General features: G+C 65.7%; 18 protein-coding genes and 1 pseudogene. 13 read left to right on the forward strand and 6 right to left on the reverse strand.

Annotated elements, in window-relative coordinates:
* The first annotated feature begins 187 nt into the window (after positions 1–187).
* Both AC0J42_RS25470 and AC0J42_RS25475 read left to right on the forward strand, forming a co-directional pair.
* The gene (locus AC0J42_RS25470; protein ID WP_416427463.1) at positions 188–388 is read left to right on the forward strand and encodes a hypothetical protein; all 201 of its coding nucleotides are present in this window, start codon (positions 188–190) and stop codon (positions 386–388) included.
* 301 nt (positions 389–689) lie between these two features.
* Entirely contained in the window at positions 690–2,162 is a 1,473-nt protein-coding gene (locus tag AC0J42_RS25475) for an inorganic phosphate transporter (RefSeq protein ID WP_416426717.1), read from the forward strand.
* A 160-nt stretch (positions 2,163–2,322) separates the two neighbouring features.
* Here AC0J42_RS25475 and AC0J42_RS25480 read toward each other — a convergent pair whose 3' ends face one another.
* On the reverse strand, positions 2,323–3,792 hold the full coding sequence (locus tag AC0J42_RS25480; RefSeq protein WP_473004391.1) for a helicase HerA-like domain-containing protein: 1,470 nt from the start codon (positions 3,790–3,792) through the stop codon (positions 2,323–2,325).
* Positions 3,793–3,942: 150 nt separating this feature from the next.
* On the opposite strand from AC0J42_RS25480, the gene AC0J42_RS25485 reads away from it, so the two are divergent.
* From AC0J42_RS25485 to AC0J42_RS25500, 4 genes are all read left to right on the forward strand, one after another.
* Positions 3,943–5,832, forward strand: a complete 1,890-nt coding sequence (locus tag AC0J42_RS25485) for a methyl-accepting chemotaxis protein (RefSeq protein ID WP_473004392.1) — start codon at positions 3,943–3,945, stop codon at positions 5,830–5,832.
* A 134-nt stretch (positions 5,833–5,966) separates the two neighbouring features.
* Positions 5,967–7,088 carry a glycosyltransferase family 4 protein gene (locus AC0J42_RS25490; RefSeq protein ID WP_473006904.1) on the forward strand — a complete coding sequence of 374 codons (1,122 nt, stop codon included), beginning with the start codon at positions 5,967–5,969 and terminating at the stop codon, positions 7,086–7,088.
* The gene (locus tag AC0J42_RS25495) at positions 7,081–7,836 is read left to right on the forward strand and encodes a DUF2334 domain-containing protein (RefSeq protein WP_473004393.1); all 756 of its coding nucleotides are present in this window, start codon (positions 7,081–7,083) and stop codon (positions 7,834–7,836) included. Before AC0J42_RS25490 ends, AC0J42_RS25495 begins: the two co-directional genes overlap by 8 nt.
* Positions 7,833–8,828, forward strand: coding sequence for a lysylphosphatidylglycerol synthase transmembrane domain-containing protein (locus tag AC0J42_RS25500; protein WP_473004394.1), 996 nt, complete (start codon positions 7,833–7,835; stop codon positions 8,826–8,828). The genes AC0J42_RS25495 and AC0J42_RS25500 overlap by 4 nt, the downstream gene beginning before the upstream one ends.
* A 200-nt stretch (positions 8,829–9,028) precedes the next feature.
* Here the strand turns inward: AC0J42_RS25500 and AC0J42_RS25505 are convergent, their stop codons facing one another.
* The gene (locus AC0J42_RS25505) at positions 9,029–9,187 is read right to left on the reverse strand and encodes a hypothetical protein (RefSeq protein WP_416426722.1); all 159 of its coding nucleotides are present in this window, start codon (positions 9,185–9,187) and stop codon (positions 9,029–9,031) included.
* A gap of 27 nt (positions 9,188–9,214) precedes the next feature.
* Positions 9,215–10,066 carry a formyltetrahydrofolate deformylase gene (purU, locus tag AC0J42_RS25510; RefSeq protein ID WP_416426723.1) on the reverse strand — a complete coding sequence of 284 codons (852 nt, stop codon included), beginning with the start codon at positions 10,064–10,066 and terminating at the stop codon, positions 9,215–9,217.
* A gap of 313 nt (positions 10,067–10,379) precedes the next feature.
* On the opposite strand from purU, the gene mvaT reads away from it, so the two are divergent.
* Positions 10,380–10,760: a histone-like nucleoid-structuring protein MvaT gene (mvaT, locus tag AC0J42_RS25515; RefSeq protein ID WP_416426725.1), complete on the forward strand. Its 381-nt coding sequence runs from the start codon at positions 10,380–10,382 to the stop codon at positions 10,758–10,760.
* Positions 10,761–10,841: 81 nt separating this feature from the next.
* Here mvaT and sbcB read toward each other — a convergent pair whose 3' ends face one another.
* Positions 10,842–12,272, reverse strand: coding sequence for an exodeoxyribonuclease I (gene sbcB, locus AC0J42_RS25520; protein WP_473004396.1), 1,431 nt, complete (start codon positions 12,270–12,272; stop codon positions 10,842–10,844).
* Positions 12,273–12,420: 148 nt separating this feature from the next.
* Between sbcB and AC0J42_RS25525 the strand changes: the two genes are divergently transcribed.
* The 6 genes and pseudogenes from AC0J42_RS25525 (at position 12,421) to AC0J42_RS25550 (ending at position 19,158) form a co-directional block, all read left to right on the forward strand.
* Complete coding sequence (locus AC0J42_RS25525; protein ID WP_416426729.1) at positions 12,421–13,146, forward strand: RDD family protein; 726 nt, start codon at positions 12,421–12,423, stop codon at positions 13,144–13,146.
* Complete coding sequence (locus AC0J42_RS25530; protein WP_473004398.1) at positions 13,143–14,120, forward strand: stage II sporulation protein M; 978 nt, start codon at positions 13,143–13,145, stop codon at positions 14,118–14,120. The genes AC0J42_RS25525 and AC0J42_RS25530 overlap by 4 nt, the downstream gene beginning before the upstream one ends.
* Entirely contained in the window at positions 14,107–15,630 is a 1,524-nt protein-coding gene (locus AC0J42_RS25535) for a DUF4129 domain-containing protein (RefSeq protein WP_473004399.1), read from the forward strand. The genes AC0J42_RS25530 and AC0J42_RS25535 overlap by 14 nt, the downstream gene beginning before the upstream one ends.
* Positions 15,627–16,787, forward strand: coding sequence for a DUF4350 domain-containing protein (locus AC0J42_RS25540; protein ID WP_473004400.1), 1,161 nt, complete (start codon positions 15,627–15,629; stop codon positions 16,785–16,787). The genes AC0J42_RS25535 and AC0J42_RS25540 overlap by 4 nt, the downstream gene beginning before the upstream one ends.
* A gap of 60 nt (positions 16,788–16,847) precedes the next feature.
* Positions 16,848–17,827 (forward strand): annotated as a pseudogene (locus AC0J42_RS25545) (AAA family ATPase); the annotation flags it as partial.
* Positions 17,827–19,158 (forward strand): DUF58 domain-containing protein, encoded by a 1,332-nt coding sequence (locus AC0J42_RS25550; protein ID WP_473006905.1) that lies wholly within the window; start codon positions 17,827–17,829, stop codon positions 19,156–19,158. The pseudogene AC0J42_RS25545 and the gene AC0J42_RS25550, both read left to right, overlap by 1 nt.
* Positions 19,159–19,242: 84 nt before the next feature.
* Here AC0J42_RS25550 and AC0J42_RS25555 read toward each other — a convergent pair whose 3' ends face one another.
* Both AC0J42_RS25555 and AC0J42_RS25560 read right to left on the reverse strand, forming a co-directional pair.
* A complete protein-coding gene (locus tag AC0J42_RS25555) occupies positions 19,243–19,584 on the reverse strand; it encodes a PilZ domain-containing protein (RefSeq protein WP_416426737.1) in 342 nt (113 codons plus the stop codon).
* Between the two features lie 169 nt (positions 19,585–19,753).
* Positions 19,754–20,128 (reverse strand): tetratricopeptide repeat protein, encoded by a 375-nt coding sequence (locus AC0J42_RS25560; RefSeq protein WP_416426739.1) that lies wholly within the window; start codon positions 20,126–20,128, stop codon positions 19,754–19,756.
* Between the last annotated feature and the right edge of the window lie 173 nt (positions 20,129–20,301).

Below are 20,301 nucleotides of genomic sequence, written 5' to 3' on the forward strand. Positions count from 1 at the left end.
TTTAGTTCACGGCGGCAAACACCTTGCCTGGGCCACCCCACCCCGCCCATGCATGTCCGGCACACCACTGCCGGCCTCGACCAATAACCAGACTGTTGCTACGACAGCCCCCGTTCTGGTGACGTGGCCGCCTGCCCCTCGTGGCAGTGCGCAAACACCGGAATACAACGGACCATTAGGTAACAATGTGACGAAAGATGAACTGCGCGCGGAACTTGAGCGCCAGGAACAACGTTACAAGGAAGTTTACGGTGGCGAAGTCACCACTTACGCCGCCCAGCCCGAGCCGGAACGCAAGCCGTGGCGCAAGCGGGCCACCCTGCTCGACCAGGCGTTCGCCCAGGAAATCCAGAAAATCGAAAAGGATTTGAAAGGCGAGGAACCTTGACGCCTGATCGCACTCTGATGGCGTGCCCGGTGCGGCACGCATCATGACCGAGTGATGACTATCGGGTGACAGGGAAATTTCATACGCCCGTTTGAGGGTGCCTGAACAGGCGCTCGAGGTTGCGTTTTTCCCGCCAAAGCCCGCTGTTTAGCGGCCCCGCCCTGCCTGTAGCCACAGGCGGGAAGCGCTCGGTCGACCTGACCAAATTGTCGAAATTTGTTACCAGTGAGCAGCAGGGGCATCGATTTCCGGGGTTTTCTGGCATAATCGCGCCCCCTTATGACCGGGTCAGAAAACCTTCATGATTGATTTATTCCACGGAGTCGACGCCTGGGTACTGGTGAGCCTTTTCTTCGCTCTCGCCTTTGTCCTGGCTTTCGAGTTCATCAATGGCTTTCATGACACCGCCAACGCGGTCGCTACAGTCATTTATACCAAAGCCATGCCGCCACACCTGGCCGTGTTCTTTTCCGGCGCCTTCAACTTCCTGGGGGTGTTGTTTGGCGGCGTGGGCGTTGCCTACGCAATCGTTCACCTGCTGCCGGTCGAGCTGCTGATCAACGTCAACACCGGCCAGGGCCTGGCCATGGTGTTCTCGCTGCTGGCCGCCGCCATCGCCTGGAACCTGGGCACCTGGTACTTCGGCATTCCGTCGTCCAGCTCGCACACGCTGATCGGTTCTATCCTGGGCGTGGGCCTGGCCAACGCCATGATCAACCACATCCCGCTGGGCAAGGGCGTGAACTGGCAGAAGGCAATCGACATCGGCGCCTCGCTGGTGGTCTCGCCCATCGTCGGCTTCTTCCTGGCCGCCCTGGTGCTGATCGCGCTGAAGGCCTGGCGCCCGCTGTCGAACATGCACAAGACCCCTGACGAGCGCAAACGGACCGACTCCAAGAAGCACCCGCCGTTCTGGAACCGCCTGGTACTGGTGGTCTCGGCCATGGCCGTGAGCTTCGTGCACGGTTCCAACGACGGCCAGAAAGGCATCGGCCTGATCATGCTGGTGCTGATCGGCATCGTGCCGGCGCAGTTCGTGCTGGACCTGAGCAGCACCACCTACCAGATCGAACGCACCCGCGACGCCACCGTGCACTTGAGCCAGTTCTACAAGCGCAACGAAGCGACCCTGGGCGAGTACCTGGCCCTGGGCAAGGCCCAGAGCGGCGACCTGCCGGACCAGTTCCGCTGCGAGCCGCAGCAGACCGAGCCGACCATCAATGCGCTGATGACCACCCTCAACGGCGTGTCCGACTACCACACCCTGCCCGCCGAGAAGCGCATCGAAGTACGCCGCTACCTGCTGTGCCTGGATGACACCGCGCGCCAGGTCGGCAAGCTGCCGGCCCTGGATTCGCGTGAGAAGTCGGACCTGGAGAAACTGCGCAAGGACCTGACCACCACCACCGAATACGCGCCCTTCTGGGTCGTGGTTGCAGTGGCACTGGCCCTGGGCCTGGGCACCATGATCGGCTGGAAGCGCGTGGTGCTGACCATCGGCGAGAAGATCGGCAAGCAGGGCATGACCTACGCCCAGGGCATGTCGGCGCAGATCACCGCGGCGCTGTCGATTGGCCTGGCCAACGTCTTTGCGCTGCCGGTGTCGACCACCCACGTGCTGTCCTCGGGCGTGGCCGGCACCATGGTGGCGAACAAGAGCGGCCTGCAGGGCGGCACCATCAAGACCATCATGCTGGCCTGGGTGCTGACCCTGCCGGCGTCGATGGCGCTGGCGGCCGGGCTGTTCTGGCTGTCGTCGAAAGTCGTGGCGTAAAACCACCGCTGTTGAAAAAGGCGCCCCGGGGCGCCTTTTTCATGCCTGAAGCAAACCCGTAGCAGCTGCCGAAGGCTGCGTCCGGTTTCGCTGCGGCGTGCCGGGGAAAGCGCGGCGCCTTGGACGCGGCCTGCGGCCGCTGCTACAGCGAACATCACGCTCACCGGCGCTTCTTGCCGCCCAACAACGACCCCATCAGCCCCCGCACCAACTCGCGCCCCAGCTGGTTCGCCGCCTGGCGCATGGCCGACTTCAACGCCTGCCCCGCTACCCCGCCCAGCAGTTCCCCGGCCTTGTCCGCCAGGCTCGGCTCTGTGGGCGCCGCTTCCTGGGGCGCCGGCGCCTTGCGTGCCAGCAGCATTTCATAGGCCGATTCCCGGTCGATGGGCTGGTCATAACGCCCCGCCAGCGGCGAGGCGGCGATAATGGCCGCGCGCTCCGCTTCGCTCAACGGCCCGATGCGCGACTGCGGCGGCGCCACCAGCACGCGCTGGACCATGGCCGGGGTGCCTTTGTCCTGCAGGGTGCCCACCAGCGCTTCGCCGATGCCCAGTTCGGTCAGCACCGCCAGGCTGTCGAACGCCGGGTTGGGACGAAAACCATCGGCCACCGCCTTCAGCGCCTTCTGCTCCTTGGCGGTGAACGCCCGCAGGCCGTGCTGCACGCGCAGGCCCAGCTGCGCCAGGACGTTGTCCGGCAGGTCGGCCGGCGACTGGGTAACGAAGTACACGCCCACGCCCTTGGAGCGGATCAACCGCACCACCTGTTCCAGGCGCTCCTGCAGCGCCTTGGGGGTGCCGGCAAACAACAGGTGCGCTTCGTCGAAGAACAGCGCCAGCAGCGGCTTGTCGGCGTCGCCGCGCTCGGGCAGCTGCTCGAACAACTCGGCCAGCAGCCACAGCAGGAAGGTCGCGTAGACCTTTGGCGCCTCGTGCACCAGGCGGCTGGCGTCCAGCAGGTGGATGCGCCCGCGGCCATCGGCGGCCGGTGCCAGCAGGTCCTGCAGTTGCAGCGCCGGCTCGCCGAACAGCGCTTCGGCACCTTGCTGTTCCAGGGTGGCCAGGCGCCGCAACAGGGCCTGGCTGGAGCCGGTGGTCATCAGCGCGCTGTCGTCGCCCAGCACCTGGGGGTTGTCGCGCAGGTAACCCAGCAGCGCTTTCAAATCCTTGAGGTCCAGCAACAGCAGGCCATCGCGGTCGGCCACCTTGAACGCCGCGTACAGCGCCGCCTGCTGGCTGTCGGTGAGTTCCAGCAGGCTGCCCAGCAACAACGGCCCCATCTCGCTCAAGGTGGTACGCAGCGGGTGGCCGCTGTGGCCGTGCACATCCCACAGGGTCACCGGGTAGGCCTGGGGCCGATGCTGCAGCCACGGCATGCCGGCGATGCGCTCGGCGATCTTGCCGCTGGGCGCACCCGCCGCGCCCAGGCCGCACAGGTCGCCCTTGATGTCGGCAGCGAACACCGCCACCCCGGCGTCGCTGAAACCTTCGGCCAGGCGCTGCAAGGTGACGGTCTTGCCGGTGCCGGTGGCGCCGGCGATCAGGCCGTGACGGTTGGCCAGGCGCAGGTCCTGGCCCAGGGGCTGGCCGGCCTGGTCGGCCCCGATGAGCAATTGCGCAACGTCAGGCATTTCGTCACCTCGCTTAAGTTTTCTCGCGCCGCAGTCGATATAGCGGGTGGAAGACCCAAACTTTAAAAAACGTTCGCCCCGCCTTTTAGGGATGAAGGCACTGCTTAATCCACCTGCCCCGAATTAAGACCTTAGCGGATCGTATCCCCCATGAATAAAAACCTGAGATTCAGCCACAAGATTCTCATCGCGGCCTCGCTTATCGTGCTGGCCGCCTTTGCGTTGTTCACCTTGTATAACGATTACCTGCAACGCAATGCGATCCGCAAGGACCTGGAAAGCTACCTGCATGAAATGGGCGACGTCACTTCGACCAACATCAGCAACTGGCTGGGCGGCCGTATCCTGCTGGTGCAGAACGTGGTGGAAAACATCCGCCTGAACCCGGAGCCGGCCAACGTCAACCGCGTGCTGGAACAACCGACGCTCAACAACAACTTCCTCAATATTTACCTGGGCGATCCCCAGGGCAACTTCTATAACAAGCCAGAAGCCACCATGCCCGCTGGCTATGACCCGCGCGTACGGCCCTGGTACAAAAGCGGCCTGGCGACCAGTGGCCCACTGCTGACCGAACCCTACATCGACATGAGCACCGGCAAGCTGGTGATCTCCATCGTGCAGGCGGCCAACCAGGGCAACGCCAACCTGGGCGTGGTGGGCGGCGACCTGAGCCTGGACACCATGGACAAGATCATCCGCTCGCTGGACTTCGGCGGCATGGGCCATGCGTTCCTGGTGAGTGCCGACGGCAAGATCCTGGTACACCCCAACCGCGACCTGGTGATGAAGACCCTCAACGACATGGCACCGGGCAGCGACCTGAAGCTCGACAGCGCCCTGCATGAAGTGGAGATTGGCGGCAAGACGCGCATCGTCACCTTCGCCCCGGTCAAGGGCCTGCCCTCGGTGAACTGGTACATCGGCCTGTCCGTGGACAAGGACAAGGCTTTTGCCATGCTGTCGCAATTCCGCACCTCGGCGATGATCGCCACCGTGGTGGCCGTGGTCATCATCATCGCCCTGCTGGGCATGCTGATCCGCGTGCTGATGGGCCCGCTGCACACCATGATCCGTGCCATGGAAAACATCGCCGAAGGCGAAGGCGACCTGACCCGCCGCCTGCAGATCAACGGCAACGACGAGTTCGGCATGCTGGGCCGCGCCTTCAACCGCTTCGTCGAGCGTATCCACGGCTCGATCCGCGAGGTGTCGTCGGCCACTGAGCAGGTCAACGAAGTGGCGCTGCGCGTGGTCGCGGCCTCGAACTCGTCGATGCTCAACTCCGACGAGCAATCCAACCGCACCAACAGCGTGGCCGCGGCGATCAACCAGCTGGGCGCCGCCGCCCAGGAGATTGCCCACAACGCCGCGCAAGCCTCGCAACAGGCCACCAGCGCCCGGCGCCTGGCCGAGGAAGGCCAGCAAGTGGTGGAAAACAGCATCCAGGCCATGAACCGCCTGTCGGACCTGATCAGCACCTCCAGCGGCCACATCGAGACGCTGAACAGCAAGACCGTGAACATCGGCCAGATCCTGGAGGTGATCACCAGCATCTCCCAGCAGACCAACCTGCTGGCGCTCAACGCCGCCATTGAGGCCGCGCGTGCCGGTGAAGCCGGCCGCGGCTTCGCGGTGGTGGCCGATGAAGTGCGCAACCTGGCCCACCGCACGCAGGAATCGGCGCAGCAGGTGCAGGCCATGATTGAGGAGCTGCAAGTGGGCGCTCGCGCCTCGGTGAGCACCATGGGCGAAAGCCAGCGCCACAGCCAGGACAGCGTGTCCATCGCCAACCAGGCCGGCGAGCGCCTGGGCAGCGTGACCGTGCGCATCGGCGAGATCGACGGCATGAACCAGTCGGTGGCCACCGCCACCGAGGAACAGACCGCCGTGGTCGACTCCATCAACATGGACATCAACGAGATCAACACCCTCAACCAGGAAGGCATCGAGAACCTGCACTCCACCCTGCGCGCCTGCTCGGACCTGGAACAACAGGCCACCCGCCTCAAGCAACTGGTGGGCAGCTTCCGCATCTGAGCCTGAAACCTGTGGGAGCTGGCTTGCCAGCGAGCTGTTCGGGCACAAAAGCTCGCTGGCAAGCCAGCTCCCACATGCGGATGAAACAACTGTCCCTGCCAGCGGTCAACCTAAGGGAATGACACTGCGCAGGGATACCGATCGTGCATATCGCTGACATCACCATGTTCTACGCCCCCGCCAGCGGTGGCGTGAGAACCTATCTTGATGCCAAACACCGTCGCCTGATGGTCACGCCCGGGGTTCGCCACAGCCTGCTGATACCCGGCCCGGCCTTGAATGAAGACAACGGCATCTACCAGGTGCCCGCCCCCGCCCTGCCCTTTGGCAATGGCTACCGCTTCCCCCTGCGCCTGGCGCCCTGGCGCAACGTGCTCAAGGACCTGCAACCGGACCTGATCGAGGTGGGTGATCCCTACCTCACCGCCTGGGCCGCCCTCGACGCGCGACGCCAGCTGGACGTGCCCGTCATCGGCTTCTACCACTCCGATCTGCCGCTGCTGGTGAGCAACCGCATGGGCAACTGGTTCACCCCCAACGTCGAGGCCTACGTCAGCAAGCTGTACGGCAACTTCGACCGGGTGCTGGCGCCCAGCCAGGTGATGGCCGACAAGCTGCGGGGCCTGGGCGTGGGCAATGTGCATGTGCAGCGCCTGGGCGTCGACCTCGCCACCTTTAACCCCCAGTGCCGCGACCCCGGCCTGCGCGCCGAACTGGGCCTGGGCGACGACGTGCGCCTGCTGATATTCGCCGGCCGCGGCTCCAAGGAAAAGAACCTGCCGGTGCTGCTGCAGTGCATGAAGCGCCTGGGTCCCAAGTACCACCTGCTGCTGGTGGGCTCGCACATGCCGGCCAGCGTGCCGCGCAACGTCACGGTGATGGACAACTTCCGCCCTGCCCACGAGCTGGCAAGGCTGCTGGCCAGCGCCGACGCGCTGCTGCATGCCGGCGACCAGGAGACCTTCGGCCTGGTGATTCTCGAAGCCATGGCCAGTGGCATCCCGGTGGTGGCGGTCGCGGCCGGCGCGTTCACCGAAATCGTGCAACCGGACTGCGGCCTGTTGTGCCGCGCCAACGACCCCCACGCCATGGCCGATGCGGTGCGCGACTTGTTCGCCCAGGGTGGCGACCTGGGCCGTCGCGCGCGCCTGCACGCCGAGCAGCATTACGCCTGGGACACCGTGGTGGCCGGGCTCCTGGAACATTACCGCGCGGTGCTTGGCACCAGCGCCCGCAAGGTGGTTCGCCATGGCTGATGTGTTACTGGTGCTGCACGACGTGTCCCCGCAAAGCTGGGAAGACTACAAGCCCTTCGTTGACGCGGTCGATGCCCTGGGCGACATACCCATGACCCTGCTGGTGGTGCCGGACTTCCATCACCACAACCACTTGCACAACTTCCCCGCCTTCCGGCGCATGATGGACCTGCGCCTGGCCCGCGGCGACGAACTGGCGTTGCACGGCTTCTACCACGCCGACGACGGCCCCATGCCGCACACACCGCGCGAGTATTTCATGCGCCGGGTGTACACCTGGGAAGGCGAGTTCTACCAACTGTCGGAGGCCGACGCGCTGATGCGCCTGGAAGCCGGCCTGGAAGTGTTCGCCCGCAACGACTGGCCGGTCGCAGGCTTCGTCGCCCCGGCGTGGCTGATGAGCGAAGGCACCCGCCGCGCGCTGCAACGGCTGCCCCTGAGCTATACCAGTGGTCCGCAACACCTGTATCGGCTGCCCGATTTCACCGAGATCCAGGCTCCGGGCCTGGTGTGGAGCGCCGGCAGCGCCTGGCGCCGCGGCCTGTCCAAGGTGCTCAGCGACTGGCGCGAGCAGCAGTGGCAGCAGGCTTCGTGCATACGCCTGGGCCTGCACCCGGTGGACATGCGTCATGATTATTCGCGACAGTACTGGCTGGACACCCTGCAACGCCTGCTGCAACAGGGGCGCCAGCCGTTGACCAAGCTGGCCTGGGTGCAACGCCAGGCCGTCGCCCGCCGCGCCGCATGAAACGCTGGCTGTGGCTGGCGGCAGCCATCGCGGTCGCGGTGCTGATCCCGCTGTGGCTGGGCGGTGCCGAGATGCTGGGACGGCTGCAACGCTTCCCGCCGCTGTTGTGGCCCGCCATGTTCGCCATGATCGGCCTGTGCTGGTGCATCAACGCCCTGCGCCTGCGCCTGTTGCTGGGCGCCCTGGCGGACCGACTGACCCTGCGGCGCTGCCTGGGCACGGTGATGGCCACCGAGTTCGCCATCTGCGCCAGCCCCGGTGGCAGCGGCGGGCCGCTGACGCTGCTGGCGTTGCTGGGCCGCTTCGGCGTGCGGCCGGCACGGGCCAGCGCGGTGTTCGCCATGGACCAGCTCAGCGACCTGGCCTTCTTCCTGTGCGCGCTGGCCGGGATATTTTTCTACGCGCTGTTTCACCACCTCAACCATGGCCTGCAATGGCTGCTCACCCTCAGTGCCTTGCTGATGCTGGGCGCAGCGGCCCTGGGCCTGGCGTTGGTACGCTGGCACCGCCAGGTCATTCGCCTCAACGGCCAGGTGCTGCGCCGCCTCGGCGTGGGAGTGGCCAAGCGCCGACGCTGGGCGCGCAAGCTGCTGCGCTTCCTCGAGGCCTTCGCCGACACTTGCAAACTGCCACGGCCGGTGCTGACCAAGGTCTTCCTGTTGACCTGCCTGCACTGGGGCGTGCGCTACAGCGTGCTGTACCTGGCGTTGCGCGGGCTGGGGGCGGACGTAGAGTGGGCGTGGACGTTCCTGATCCAGATGCTGTCGCTGAGTGCCGGCCAATTCAGCCTGCTGCCCGGCGGGGCCGGCGCGGCCGAGCTGACCTCGGCGGCGCTGCTGGCGCCTATGGTGGGCAAGGCCAGCGCGGCGGCGGCGATCCTGATCTGGCGGGTGGTGACCTATTACTTTTACCTGATTGCCGGCGGCCCGGTGTTCGCCACCATGGTCGGCGGCCCGCTGCTGCGCCGCCTCAAACACCGCCCAACCCCGTAGCAGCTGCCGCAGGCGGCGTCCGGCAGCGCCGCGGTGTGCCTGGGCGTGCGCGGTGCCTGCAGACGCGGCCTGATGTATTCCACGTAGCAGCGGCCGCAGGCCGCGTCTGGCACCGCCCCGATGTGCCTGGGCATGCGCGGTGCTTGCAGACGCGGCCTATGGCCGCTGCTACGTGGCGTCCGGCGCGGATGCGGGGGTTTTCAAGGGGGTTCGGGGTGGGTTTGCTCCCACAAGGCCTCGGCACCGGGGAACTCGGTGCCGTCCTCGTCGCTCAGGGCGTCGGGGTCATAACGGGCCAGGCAGCCCTCGCCCAGGGTGGGCGGGGGCGTGGCAGCCGCCTTGTCGCGGGGGTCGCTCATGGGGCTGCCTCGCTGCTCAAGCCAGGGTCAGTTGAACACCACGGTCTTGTTGCCGTGCACCAGCACGCGGTCTTCCAGGTGGTAGCGCAGGCCACGGGCCAGCACCATCTTCTCGACGTCACGGCCGAACCGCACCATGTCCTCGATGCTGTCGCTATGGCTGACGCGCACCACGTCCTGTTCGATGATAGGCCCGGCGTCCAGTTCCTCGGTCACGTAGTGACAAGTGGCGCCGATCAGCTTCACGCCGCGCAGGGAGGCCTGGTGGTACGGCTTGGCGCCAACGAACGACGGCAGGAAGCTGTGGTGAATGTTGATGACCTTCTGCGCGTATTCCTGGCACAGCTGCGGCGGCAGGATCTGCATGTAGCGCGCCAGCACCACCACGTCGGCCTGGTGATGGTTGACCAGGCGCGACACTTCGGCGAACGCCGGCTGCTTGTCCTGCGGGTTCACCGGCACGTGGTAGTAAGGAATGCCGTGCCACTCGACCATGCTGCGCAGGTCATCGTGGTTGGAGATCACGCAGGCGATTTCGCAGTCCAGCTCGTCGCTGTGCCAGCGGTGCAGCAGGTCAGCCAGGCAGTGGGACTCGCGGCTGGCCATCAGCACCACGCGCTTCTTCTGTTCAGTGTCGGTGATACGCCACACCATGGAGAACTCTTCGGCGATGGGCGCGAACGCCTCGCGGAAAGCTTCTATGCCAAATGGCAGGGTGTCGGCACGGATCTCGTGACGCATGAAGAACCAGCCACTCTGGTCGTCCGAGTGGTGGCTTGCTTCATTGATCCAGCCGTTATGGGAAGCCAGGAAATTACTGACTTTGGCAACAATGCCAACGCGGTCCGGGCAAGCGATAACCAGCCGAAAAGTGCGCATGAGGGAAAACTCCAAGACTTCGCAAAGGCGGCTATTCTAGCGGACACTCGAGGAAACTGCAGTATTCGTTGCATCGGCAGGCTACCGGCGCCTGCATATCCCTGCATCGATAAGGGTTATCCCCTGGCCACCGACGCGATCGCCAGCGATATCGGCGTATTACTGACCGTTCAAACTTAAATAGCTACCATTGGTCACGATTAAAATAACGTCATTTGTGAAGGCATCGGCGCTTTAATGTTTACTTGATCAAAAGCTATGACTATTATTGAGCCAAGTATCCCTGACACACAGCATTCACAAGGTCCTGCTCATGTCCCTGATCAACGAATACCGCGCCACAGAAGAAGCCATCAAAGAACTGCAAGCTCGTTTGAAGAACCTGTCGCAAGACGACAAACTGCAAACCGAGCTGGAATTCGAAGGCAAACTGCGTACCCTGATGGGCGAATATCAGAAATCCCTGCGTGACATCATCGCGCTGCTGGATCCTGAAGCCAAGCTGAACAAGGCTCCACGTGGCGCCGCCGTTAAAGTCACCGGCACCAAGCGCGCTCGTAAAGTTAAGCAATACAAAAACCCGCACAACGGTGAAGTCATCGAAACCAAAGGTGGCAACCACAAGACCCTGAAAGAGTGGAAAGCCAAGTGGGGCGGCGACGTCGTCGAAGGCTGGGCAACTCTGCTGGGCTAATTGATTCGGCCCGGGCCGTTCGATTCGCATAAAAAAAACGCCAGCTGATAGCTGGCGTTTTTTTATGCCCGGAACAAAGTGTTATAGGCCCAGCCGTGCTTGCAACCCAACCACGTGGGTTTGCCACTGGGCCAGCACCTGCGCCTGCGCCGGCGTGGCCTGGGGCTGCCATTGCGCCAGGGCCTGGGCGAAGCCTTCGAGGGTATTGGGCGCGCCCCATGACTGATCGGTCAAACGCCGGCGGCAGAAGTCTGCCCACGCCTGGCGCTCTTCTTCGTTCAACGTATCAGGGAAGTTACGTGCTCGATAGCGGAACAATAATTCGGGCAGCCGCTCATCATCGAACATCCAGTTTTCCAGCGCCAGTTGATGCGGGTCCAGTGTCCGCACCCGCTCACATAAGCGCCGGTCACGATCACCGATAAAGCCATCGTATAACTGTTGCTCCGGATCGCTCACCGTGCTGAAGGCTTCCTCGCCGTACAGGCTCGCGAGTTTGTCCCGCCATTGTGCCTGCCCCAGAGTCAACTGCTCGGCGCGTTGCAGATAAAGGGCCATATCCAATTGCAGGCGTTGCCGATCTTCCTCGCGCACTACCGCCAACGGCGCCAACACCGGGCAGCGATTGACATGCACCAGCTTCAGCGGCACCGGCAATTGCCCTTCGGGCATTTCATCTCGGCGGGTGTACAGGCGCTGAAGCAAAACTTCCGCAGGTTCGTCCAACAATGGCCGTGGATCAAAATGCAGGTCGCAGACAATCAGCGCATTTTTATTACGGGGGTGCCAGGCCAACGGCAGCACCACGCCCAAATAATTGCGCTCGGCGGAAAAACGTCCGGAAATATGTACCAACGGCTGTAACAAGCGAACCTGGTCCAGCACTTTGGTTTTACTGCGCAGCTGATACAACCAGTTATACAATTTAGGTTGTCGATCGCGAATCAGGCGTGCAAGCGCAATAGTGGCCCGTACGTCGGACAATGCATCGTGGGCCTGGCCGTGATCAATGCCGTTGGCTGCGGTCAGCAACTCCAGCTTCATGCTGACCCGCCCGTCCACCTGCGGCCAGACGATGCCCTCGGGGCGCAGGGCATAGGCTGTGCGCACCACATCGATCAGGTCCCAGCGGGTGTTGCCACCCTGCCACTCCCGAGCGTAGGGGTCGAAGAAGTTGCGGTAGAGGCTGTAGCGGGTGACTTCATCATCGAAGCGCAAGGTGTTATAGCCGGCGCTGCAGGTGCCGGCGCGAGCCATCTGGTCGTTGACCCGGGTCATGAACTCGGCCTCGCACAGGCCACGTTCTGCCAGGCGCTGGGGGGTGATACCGGTGATCACGCAGGCAGCCGGGTGCGGCAGGATATCGTCGCTGGGCTGGCAATAGAGGTTGATCGGTTCGTCGATCTCGTTGAGGTCGGCATCGGTGCGAATACCGGCGACCTGCAGGGCGCGGTCACTGCGCGGGTTGATGCCGGTGGTTTCGTAGTCGTACCAGAAAATGCTGGAGTTCACGGGGTGTTCCTGTGCACAAAGTCGGCAAAGTCTAGGCGTTAGCGGCCAGCGGGACCAGCCATGCATGAATGTCAGGTTGCTTCGGCCCCCCAGGGTAGCTAGGATCGGAAGGCACGCAGTCAACATCGGCCCCGCACCCAAGGCATCCATGCCCCACACCACAGCGACGCGACGGAATGCAATGCTGGTCCCGCCAGTGGACACCCGCTACCAGATCGAAACCCCCGAAGGCATTGACCTGAGCCTGCGCCCGGCCGGGTTGGTGGTGCGCAGCCTGGCGTTCGCCATCGACCTGCTGTTGCGTGGGCTGCTGCTGGGCGTGCTGTTTACTGTGCTGGTGTGGCTGGGCAGCCTGGGCGTGGGGCTGGGCGCCATGCTGCTGTTCCTGGTGAACTGGTGGTACATGGTGCTGTTCGAGGTGTTCAACCAGGGCCGTTCGCCCGGCAAACAGGCCATGGGCCTGCGGGTGGTGGAGGACGACGGCACGCCCATCGGCTGGTCGGCCTCGCTGCTGCGCAACCTGCTGCGGGTGGTGGACATGCTGCCGTTCGGCTATTTCCTGGGCGCTATCAGCTGCCTGCAACACCCCGCGTTCAAACGCCTGGGCGACCTGGCGGCGGGTACCCTGGTGGTGTACCGCGACCAACCGAACCTGCGCCCGCGCCTGCCGGCCGCCGAGGCCATTGCCGCGCCTTTCGCCCTGACCCTCACCGAGCAGCGCGCGCTGCTGAGCCTGGCCGAGCGCCAGGACGAGCTGTCCGCCGAGCGCCTCGCAGAACTGGCCGCCATCGCCGCGCCCAGCCTCGACGTCAGCCCGGCCATGGCCATGGCGCGCATCAACGGCATCGCCCGTGGCCTGCTGGGGCCAACATGAAGCAGAGCCAATTCGAACAGCTGCACCAAGCCCAGTGGCTGGCCTTCGAACACCTGCTGACGCTGCTGGAGCATGGCAAGTCGCGCCCCGAGGCCAGCGAGACCTTCGCCCAGGACTACCGGCGGCTGTGCCAGCACCTGGCTTTGGCGCAGGCGCGCGGCTACAGCAGCCACCTGGTGGACAGCCTGCAGCAGCTGGCCCTGCGCGGTCACCAGCAGCTGTATCGGCGCCGCCATGCGCTGGGGGCCAGCATCCTTGCCTTCGTGCTGGCCGGTTTTCCGCGGCTGGTGCGCCAGCAATGGCGCTTCGTGCTGCTGGCCTGCCTGGTGTTTTTTGGCAGTGTGCTGCTGACCGGGTTGCTGGTGTACGCCTTCCCCGACCTGGTCTACAACCTGATGGAGCCGGCCCGGGTGGCCCAGACCGAGGCCATGTACGACCCCGACCAGACCCGCCTGGGCCCCGCCGCGCAGCGCCTGGCCGGGCAGGACTGGATGATGTTCGGCTACTACATCATGAACAACATCGGCATTGCCTTCCAGACCTTCGCCAGTGGCCTGCTGCTGGGCCTGGGCAGCCTGTTTTTCCTGCTGTTCAACGGTCTGATGATCGGCGCCGTGGCCGGCCACCTCACCGAGATCGGCTACGTGCAGACCTTCTGGCCCTTCGTCATCGGCCATGGCGCCTTCGAGCTCACGGCGATCGCCCTCTCCGGCGCTGCCGGGCTGAAGCTGGGCTGGGCGCTGGTGGCGCCGGGCCGGCTGAGCCGCAGCCAGGCGCTACGCCAGGCTGCGGGCGTGGCTATCCAGCTGGTGTACGGGGTGATCTCCATGTTGCTGATCGCAGCGTTCATCGAAGCGTACTGGTCGTCGCGCACCGACTTCAGCGCGGTCACCAAATACACGGTGGGCACCCTGCTGTGGCTGCTGGTGGGCATTTACCTGACCCTGGGTGGACGTCACCATGCGCCTGACTGACGCCAGCGTCGCGATTCGCCCGCGCAACACCTGGGAGGCCCTGGACCTGGGCGTGCTGCTGGCGCGCCGGCACCGGCGCCTGCTGATGCTCAGCTGGGCCATCGTCACACTGCCGGTGTTCGCCCTGCTGACCCTGCTGCTTTGGGACTCGCCGTCGCTGGCGATGTTTCTGTTCTGGTGGCTGAAGCCGCTGTTCGAGCGCCTGCCGCTGCACATTCTTTCCCAGGCGCTGTTCAGCGACCCGCCCACCCTGGGCGAGGCCTTGCGCCAATGGCCACGGCTGCTCAAGGTGCAGCTGTGGCCCAGCCTGTTGTGGCGGCGCCTGAGCCTGAGCCGCAGCTTCCACCTGCCGGTGCAGCAACTGGAGGGCCTGGACGGCATCGAGCGCCAGCGCCGCCTGGCAGTGCTCGACCCCCACGCCGGGCGCACCGCGCGCTGGTTGACCCTGGTGGGCATGCACCTGGAAGGCGCGCTATGGATTGGCCTGATCAGCCTGTTCTACCTGATGGTGCCGCAGCAGATAGAGGTGGAGTGGAGCTGGCGGCGCCTGATCGAGGCGGCCAACGGCCAATGGCTGTGGGTGGAGCACCTGACCAACGCCTTCTACGCCCTGGTGCTGGTGTTGTGGGAGCCGATCTACGTGGCCTGCGGTTTCACCCTGTACCTGAACCGCCGCACGCAGCTGGAGGCCTGGGACATCGAACTGGTGTTGCGCGGCCTGCGCCAGCGCCTGGCCGGGGTGGCGCCGCTGTTGCTGGTGGCGGCCATGGGCGTGCTGGGCCTGGCCCCGCGCAGCGAAGCGGCACCGGCGCCGGCAGCCAATCCGTTCGACCAGCCACGCCTGGTGCACCAGGCCGTCACCAGCCAGGCCGCACGCCAGGACATCAAGACCCTCCTTGAGCAACCGCCGTTCAGCAATAAGCAGACCCTGCACCGCTGGCGGCTGGGCCAGCCGGATGAAGCCAAGCCTGCGCCCGTGGACCTCAAGCGCCTGCTCGAGCAACCCTGGCTGAAGCGGCTGGCGCAGTTCATGGAAGCGGCGCTGTGGAGCGCAGTGATCGCCGGCATCGCCCTGGTGGCCTGGCGCTACCGCAGTTGGCTGCGCACCTTCGTTAGCCGGCGCGCACCTGCGGCGCCTGCCCCAGCGCAGCTGCCCACGCAGCTATGGGGCCTGGCGGTGGGCGGCCACGACCTGCCCGACGACATCGCCGGCCACGCCCGCCAGCTGTGGGCCAGCAACCCGCGCGAAGCCCTGGGGCTGCTGTACCGTGGACTGCTCAACCGCCTGCTGCATGATTATCGCCTGCCCCTGTACGAGGCGGACACCGAGGGCCAGGTGCTGGCCAAGGTCGCCGGGCTGCACGACCCGGCCCTGGAGGCCTTCAGCCAGGTGCTGACCCGCCACTGGCAAGCCCTGGCCTACGGCCACCGCCTGCCCAGCGAGGCGCTGGCCATGCAGCTGTGCGACGACTGGAGCCAGTTGTTCAGCGCGCGCGGGGCACGGCCATGAACCGCCGCCGCGCCTGGCTGGTCGCCGTGCTGGTGCTGGTCGCCCTGGCGGCTGTCGGCTTCTACCTGGCCCGCCACCTGCACCCCTATGACGAAACAGTCGACCATGGCCCCTCGCCCGAGGCCCGCGCCAACCCCTGGCTGGCGGCCGAGACCTTCCTGCGCCAGCGGGGCTTGAAAGCCGACATGGCCAACGGCCTGGAAGTGCTGCAACACCTGCCCAGCCAAGGCCAGAGCCTGTTGCTGTTGGGCGACCGCGCAACCATGAGCGCGCGCCAGGCCGAAGACGTGCTGGCCTGGGTGCGCGGCGGTGGCCGCCTGCTGTTCGTGGCCGAGGCGCTCTGGGACGACGACAAGGCCATGAGCGGCGACCTGCTGCTCGACCGCCTGCAACTGCGGCAGTTCCTGGCGGCGGACCTGCCCGCCCTGCCCCAGGTGAAGCCCGACCCTTATCCACAGCTGACCAAGCTGTACCTGGAAAACGAGCAGGCACCGGCCTACTTCAGCTTCGACCCTGACTTCCACCTGGAAGACCCGGCCAACAAGGCCCAGTCCTGGGCCAACAGCAGCAACGCCACGCACCTGATGCAATTGCGCTACGGCGAGGGGCTGATCACCGTGGTCACCGACGCCGACCTGTGGACCAACGCCGCCATCCGCCGCTACGACAACGCCTGGCTGCTGTGGTACCTGAACCAGGGCACCGACGTGACCCTGGTGTTCCGCAGCGCCCGTGACAGCCTGGCCACCCTGCTGTGGCGCCACTACCCCCAGGCGCTGGCCAGCCTGGCGCTGCTGCTGGTGCTGGGCGCCTGGCACTTCGCCCTGCGCCATGGCCCCCTCACGCCGCCGCCGGCGCTGGCCCGCCGGCAGCTGCGCGAACACCTGCGGGCCACGGCCGCGTTCCTGCTGCGCAACGCCGGCCAGGACCGTCTGCTGCGCGCCCTGCAGCAGGACATACTGCGCCGCGCCCGGCGCCGCCATCCCGGTTTTGAACGCCTGGCCGTGGCCGAGCAGTGGCAGGTGCTGTCGCGCCTGACCCGCCAGCCCACCGCCGCCATCGGCCAGGCCCTGCGCCCGCCCTTGAAACAGCGCCTCGGCGCGGCCGAATTCAGCCGCCAGGTGGCCCACCTGCAAACCCTCAGGAATGCCCTATGAGCGACCCGACCCACGACGTCCACGACGAACGCGACCAGCCCGTGCCCGCACCGGCCAGCCAGTCCCCCGAACACCTGGCCCAACAGCGCCACCGCGCCAGCCTGCTGGCCCAGGCCCTGCGCACCGAGCTGGGCAAGGCGGTGATCGGCCAGCCGGCGGTGATCGAAGACGTGCTGACCGCGCTGATCGCCGGCGGCCACGTGCTGCTCGAAGGCGTGCCGGGGCTGGGCAAGACCCTGCTGGTGCGGGCCCTGGCGCGCTGCTTTGGCGGCGAGTTCACGCGCATCCAGTTCACCCCCGACCTGATGCCCAGCGACATCACCGGCCACGCCGTGTACGACATGCAGACCGAGCAGTTCAAGCTGCGCAAGGGCCCGTTGTTCACCCACCTGCTGCTGGCCGACGAGATCAACCGCGCCCCGGCCAAGACCCAGGCGGCGCTGCTGGAAGCCATGCAGGAACGCCAGGTGACCCTGGAAGGCCGCGCGCTGCCCATCGCCCAGCCGTTCATGGTGCTGGCCACGCAGAACCCGCTGGAGCAGGAAGGCACCTACCCGCTGCCCGAGGCCGAGCTCGACCGCTTCATGCTCAAGCTGCGCCTGGACTACCCGGACGCCGAGCAGGAGCTGGAAATGGTGCGCCAGGTGAGCCGTTCGGTGCGTGCCGACATGCTCGACGTGCAGCCGCTGCGCACCCTGTTGCAGACCAAGGACGTGGTGGCCCTGCAACGCATCGCCAGCGAGCTGCCGCTGGACGACCAGGTGCTGGACTACGCCGTGCGCCTGGCGCGCGCCACCCGCAGCTGGCCTGGCCTGTCCATCGGCGCCGGGCCGCGGGCGTCGATCGCGCTGGTGCGCGGTGGCCGCGCGCGGGCGCTGTTGCGCGGTGGCGATTTCGTCATTCCCGATGACATCAAGGGCTGCGCCCTGGCGGTGCTGCGCCACCGGGTGCGGCTGTCGCCAGAGCTGGATATCGACGGCCTGTCGGTGGACCAGGTGCTGCGCCAGGTGCTCGACCAGGTGGCGGCGCCGCGCCTGTGATCAAACCGTCGCGGCTTCTGCTGGCCTGGCTCGGCGCGTTGCTGGTGGCCAACCTGATCCTGGGCAGCCTGGATGCCTGGGGCCTGGTGCTGCCCGAGGGGCTGCACAGCGTGGCCTGGGGCATGCTGCTGGCGTTGCTGCTGTTGGGCGCGCTGGATGCCTGGCGGGTGCACCGCCAGCCCTCGCCGCGCCTGCACCGGCAAGTGCCGGGCAGCCTGCCGCTGGGGCGCTGGAGCGAGGTGCGGCTGGACATCAGCCATGGTTTCGACCGGCCGCTGACCCTGCAGGTGTTCGACCACGTGCCCGACGGCCTGGGCTTCGACGCCCTGCCCCAGGCCATCGACCTGCAGCCGGGCCAGGACAGCCAGTTGGGCTACCGCCTGCGGCCGCTGCGCCGCGGGCATTTCCACTGGGAGCGCATCGAGGTGCTGCTGCCCAGCCCGCTGGGGCTGTGGTTGCAGCGCCGGTTCATCGCGGTGAGCGACAACACCCGGGTGTACCCCGACTTCGCCCGCCTCTACGGTGCGCGGCTGCTGGCGGTGGACAACCTGCTCAGCCAGTTGGGCGTGCGCCAGCGCCCCCGCCGTGGCCAGGGCCTGGAATTCAACCAGCTGCGCGAGTTTCGCGAGGGCGACGCCCTGCGCCAGATCGACTGGAAGGCCACCGCCCGCCAGCGCATGCCCATCACCCGCGAATACCAGGATGAGCGCGACCAGCAGATTATTTTCCTGCTCGACTGCGGCCGGCGCATGCGCAGCCAGGACGGCGAGCTGGCACACTTCGACCATGCTCTGAACGCCTGCCTGCTGCTCAGCTACGTGGCGCTGCGCCAGGGCGATGCCGTGGGGCTGTCGACCTTTGCCAGCGAACAACAGCGGCACCTGGCACCGGTGAAAGGCGCGGCGCAGCTCAACGTGCTGCTCAACGCGGTCTACGACCTGGACAGCAGCCAGGCCCCGGCCGACTACGCAGCGGCGGCCGAACGGTTGCTGGCGCGGCAGAAGCGCCGGGCGCTGGTGGTGCTGGTGACCAACCTGCGCGACGAGGACGATGACCAACTGCTGGGCGCGGTGCGCCGCATCGGCCGCCAGCACCGGGTGCTGGTGGCCAGCCTGCGCGAGGAAGTGCTGGACGAACTGCGCCAGGCACCGGTGCAGACCTGGCAGCAGGCGCTGGGCTACTGCGGCACCATCGACTACCTCAACGCCCGCGCCCAGCTGCATGAGCGCCTGGGCGCCCACGGCATACCGGTGCTGGATGCGCGGCCGCAGGAACTGGGGGCGCAGTTGGTGACGCGCTATTTGAGCTGGAAGAAGGCGGGGACGTTGTAGGCCGGTTGGCGTGTGGGAGCTGGCTTGCCAGCGAGCTTTCCGGCCCTGACAACTCGCTGGCAAGCCAGCTCCCACATGAACGCGTCAGGCCGACTCGTTCATCGGGAAGCTGAAGTAATCACGCAACGCCACCACCAACTGCTCGTACTCGGCATTGGCGTGCAGCAGCTGGAAGCCGGCGTCGTAGTGCCCTGGCGTCACGTCTTCGTGGCACCACAGGCAGGCCGCGGTCAGGTTGATGACCTGATCGGGCAGTTTGATCTGCAGTTCGAAATCCGGGCCAACCAGCAACGGCAGGTTGCTGATCAGCATCAATCCCTCTTCGTCGACATTGCCCAGGAATCCTATGGGCTGACCCGTGAAACGGTTGAAGACTTTCAGATAACACGGCAGCTGGTGACGCTCGATGCGGCGTTCGGTAAACATGTTCTCATCGCAGTTTAAAGATCACCGCCCATGATCTCACCCGGCCACCCCGGCTAAAAGTGAAGAACGACCAAGCGCCAGCCCACCCGACGAACAGTCTATGGGAGCTGCCTTGCCAGCGAGCTGTCGAGGCCACCAAAAGCTCGCTGGCAAGCCAGCTCCCACAGGGTCAGCGTGCAGCCTGGGGTTGCGCGGCGGCGACAGCACTGCGGTAATGCCCCAGCTGCTGCAAGGTGTCCAGTCGCGCGCGGGCGCGATAAGCGTATTCACTGTAAGGATACTGGGTGATGATGAACTCGTAGGTCTGGCCAGCGTCCAGGAACAGGTTCTGCCGTTCCAGGCACAGGCCACGCAGCAGCGACACTTCTGGCTGCACGTATTGACGCGTGCGGCTGGTACGGTCGACCTGGGACAACTCCAGCATCACCTTGTTGCAGTTGCCGTAGTCGTACTGGCGGTACGCTTCGTCCAAGTGATGGTCCATCGACCAACGGGTACAACCGACGACACTGGCCGCCAGGGCTAAAACGATGAGGATTCGCATGGGTATCTCCTGTCCTGAGCGGTTTATCGACCAGGCCGCGGAATTCTTCAGTGCCGCTCGACCGGGGGGCTTGCTTGAGTATCGCCCACTGCCATGCCACCAAGGTAGTGCAGAGGAACAATGACTACAGCGCCCGAGAGGAGTAGCCTTTCGCTGCGCTTCAATAAAGGAGT

This window comes from Pseudomonas sp. Tav-5-1A, from assembly GCF_055755055.1.

Coding starts and splice junctions, on each gene's coding strand:
- AC0J42_RS25480 (WP_473004391.1), bottom strand. CDS start 3,792: ATGCCTGACGTTGCGCAATTGCTCATCGGGGCCGACCAGGCCGGCCAG.
- AC0J42_RS25525 (WP_416426729.1), top strand. CDS start 12,421: ATGCCCCACACCACAGCGACGCGACGGAATGCAATGCTGGTCCCGCCA.
- AC0J42_RS25495 (WP_473004393.1), top strand. CDS start 7,081: ATGGCTGATGTGTTACTGGTGCTGCACGACGTGTCCCCGCAAAGCTGG.
- AC0J42_RS25560 (WP_416426739.1), bottom strand. CDS start 20,128: ATGCGAATCCTCATCGTTTTAGCCCTGGCGGCCAGTGTCGTCGGTTGT.
- AC0J42_RS25505 (WP_416426722.1), bottom strand. CDS start 9,187: ATGAGCGACCCCCGCGACAAGGCGGCTGCCACGCCCCCGCCCACCCTG.
- AC0J42_RS25530 (WP_473004398.1), top strand. CDS start 13,143: ATGAAGCAGAGCCAATTCGAACAGCTGCACCAAGCCCAGTGGCTGGCC.
- purU (WP_416426723.1), bottom strand. CDS start 10,066: ATGCGCACTTTTCGGCTGGTTATCGCTTGCCCGGACCGCGTTGGCATT.
- mvaT (WP_416426725.1), top strand. CDS start 10,380: ATGTCCCTGATCAACGAATACCGCGCCACAGAAGAAGCCATCAAAGAA.
- AC0J42_RS25535 (WP_473004399.1), top strand. CDS start 14,107: ATGCGCCTGACTGACGCCAGCGTCGCGATTCGCCCGCGCAACACCTGG.
- AC0J42_RS25540 (WP_473004400.1), top strand. CDS start 15,627: ATGAACCGCCGCCGCGCCTGGCTGGTCGCCGTGCTGGTGCTGGTCGCC.
- AC0J42_RS25485 (WP_473004392.1), top strand. CDS start 3,943: ATGAATAAAAACCTGAGATTCAGCCACAAGATTCTCATCGCGGCCTCG.
- AC0J42_RS25475 (WP_416426717.1), top strand. CDS start 690: ATGATTGATTTATTCCACGGAGTCGACGCCTGGGTACTGGTGAGCCTT.
- AC0J42_RS25500 (WP_473004394.1), top strand. CDS start 7,833: ATGAAACGCTGGCTGTGGCTGGCGGCAGCCATCGCGGTCGCGGTGCTG.
- AC0J42_RS25555 (WP_416426737.1), bottom strand. CDS start 19,584: ATGTTTACCGAACGCCGCATCGAGCGTCACCAGCTGCCGTGTTATCTG.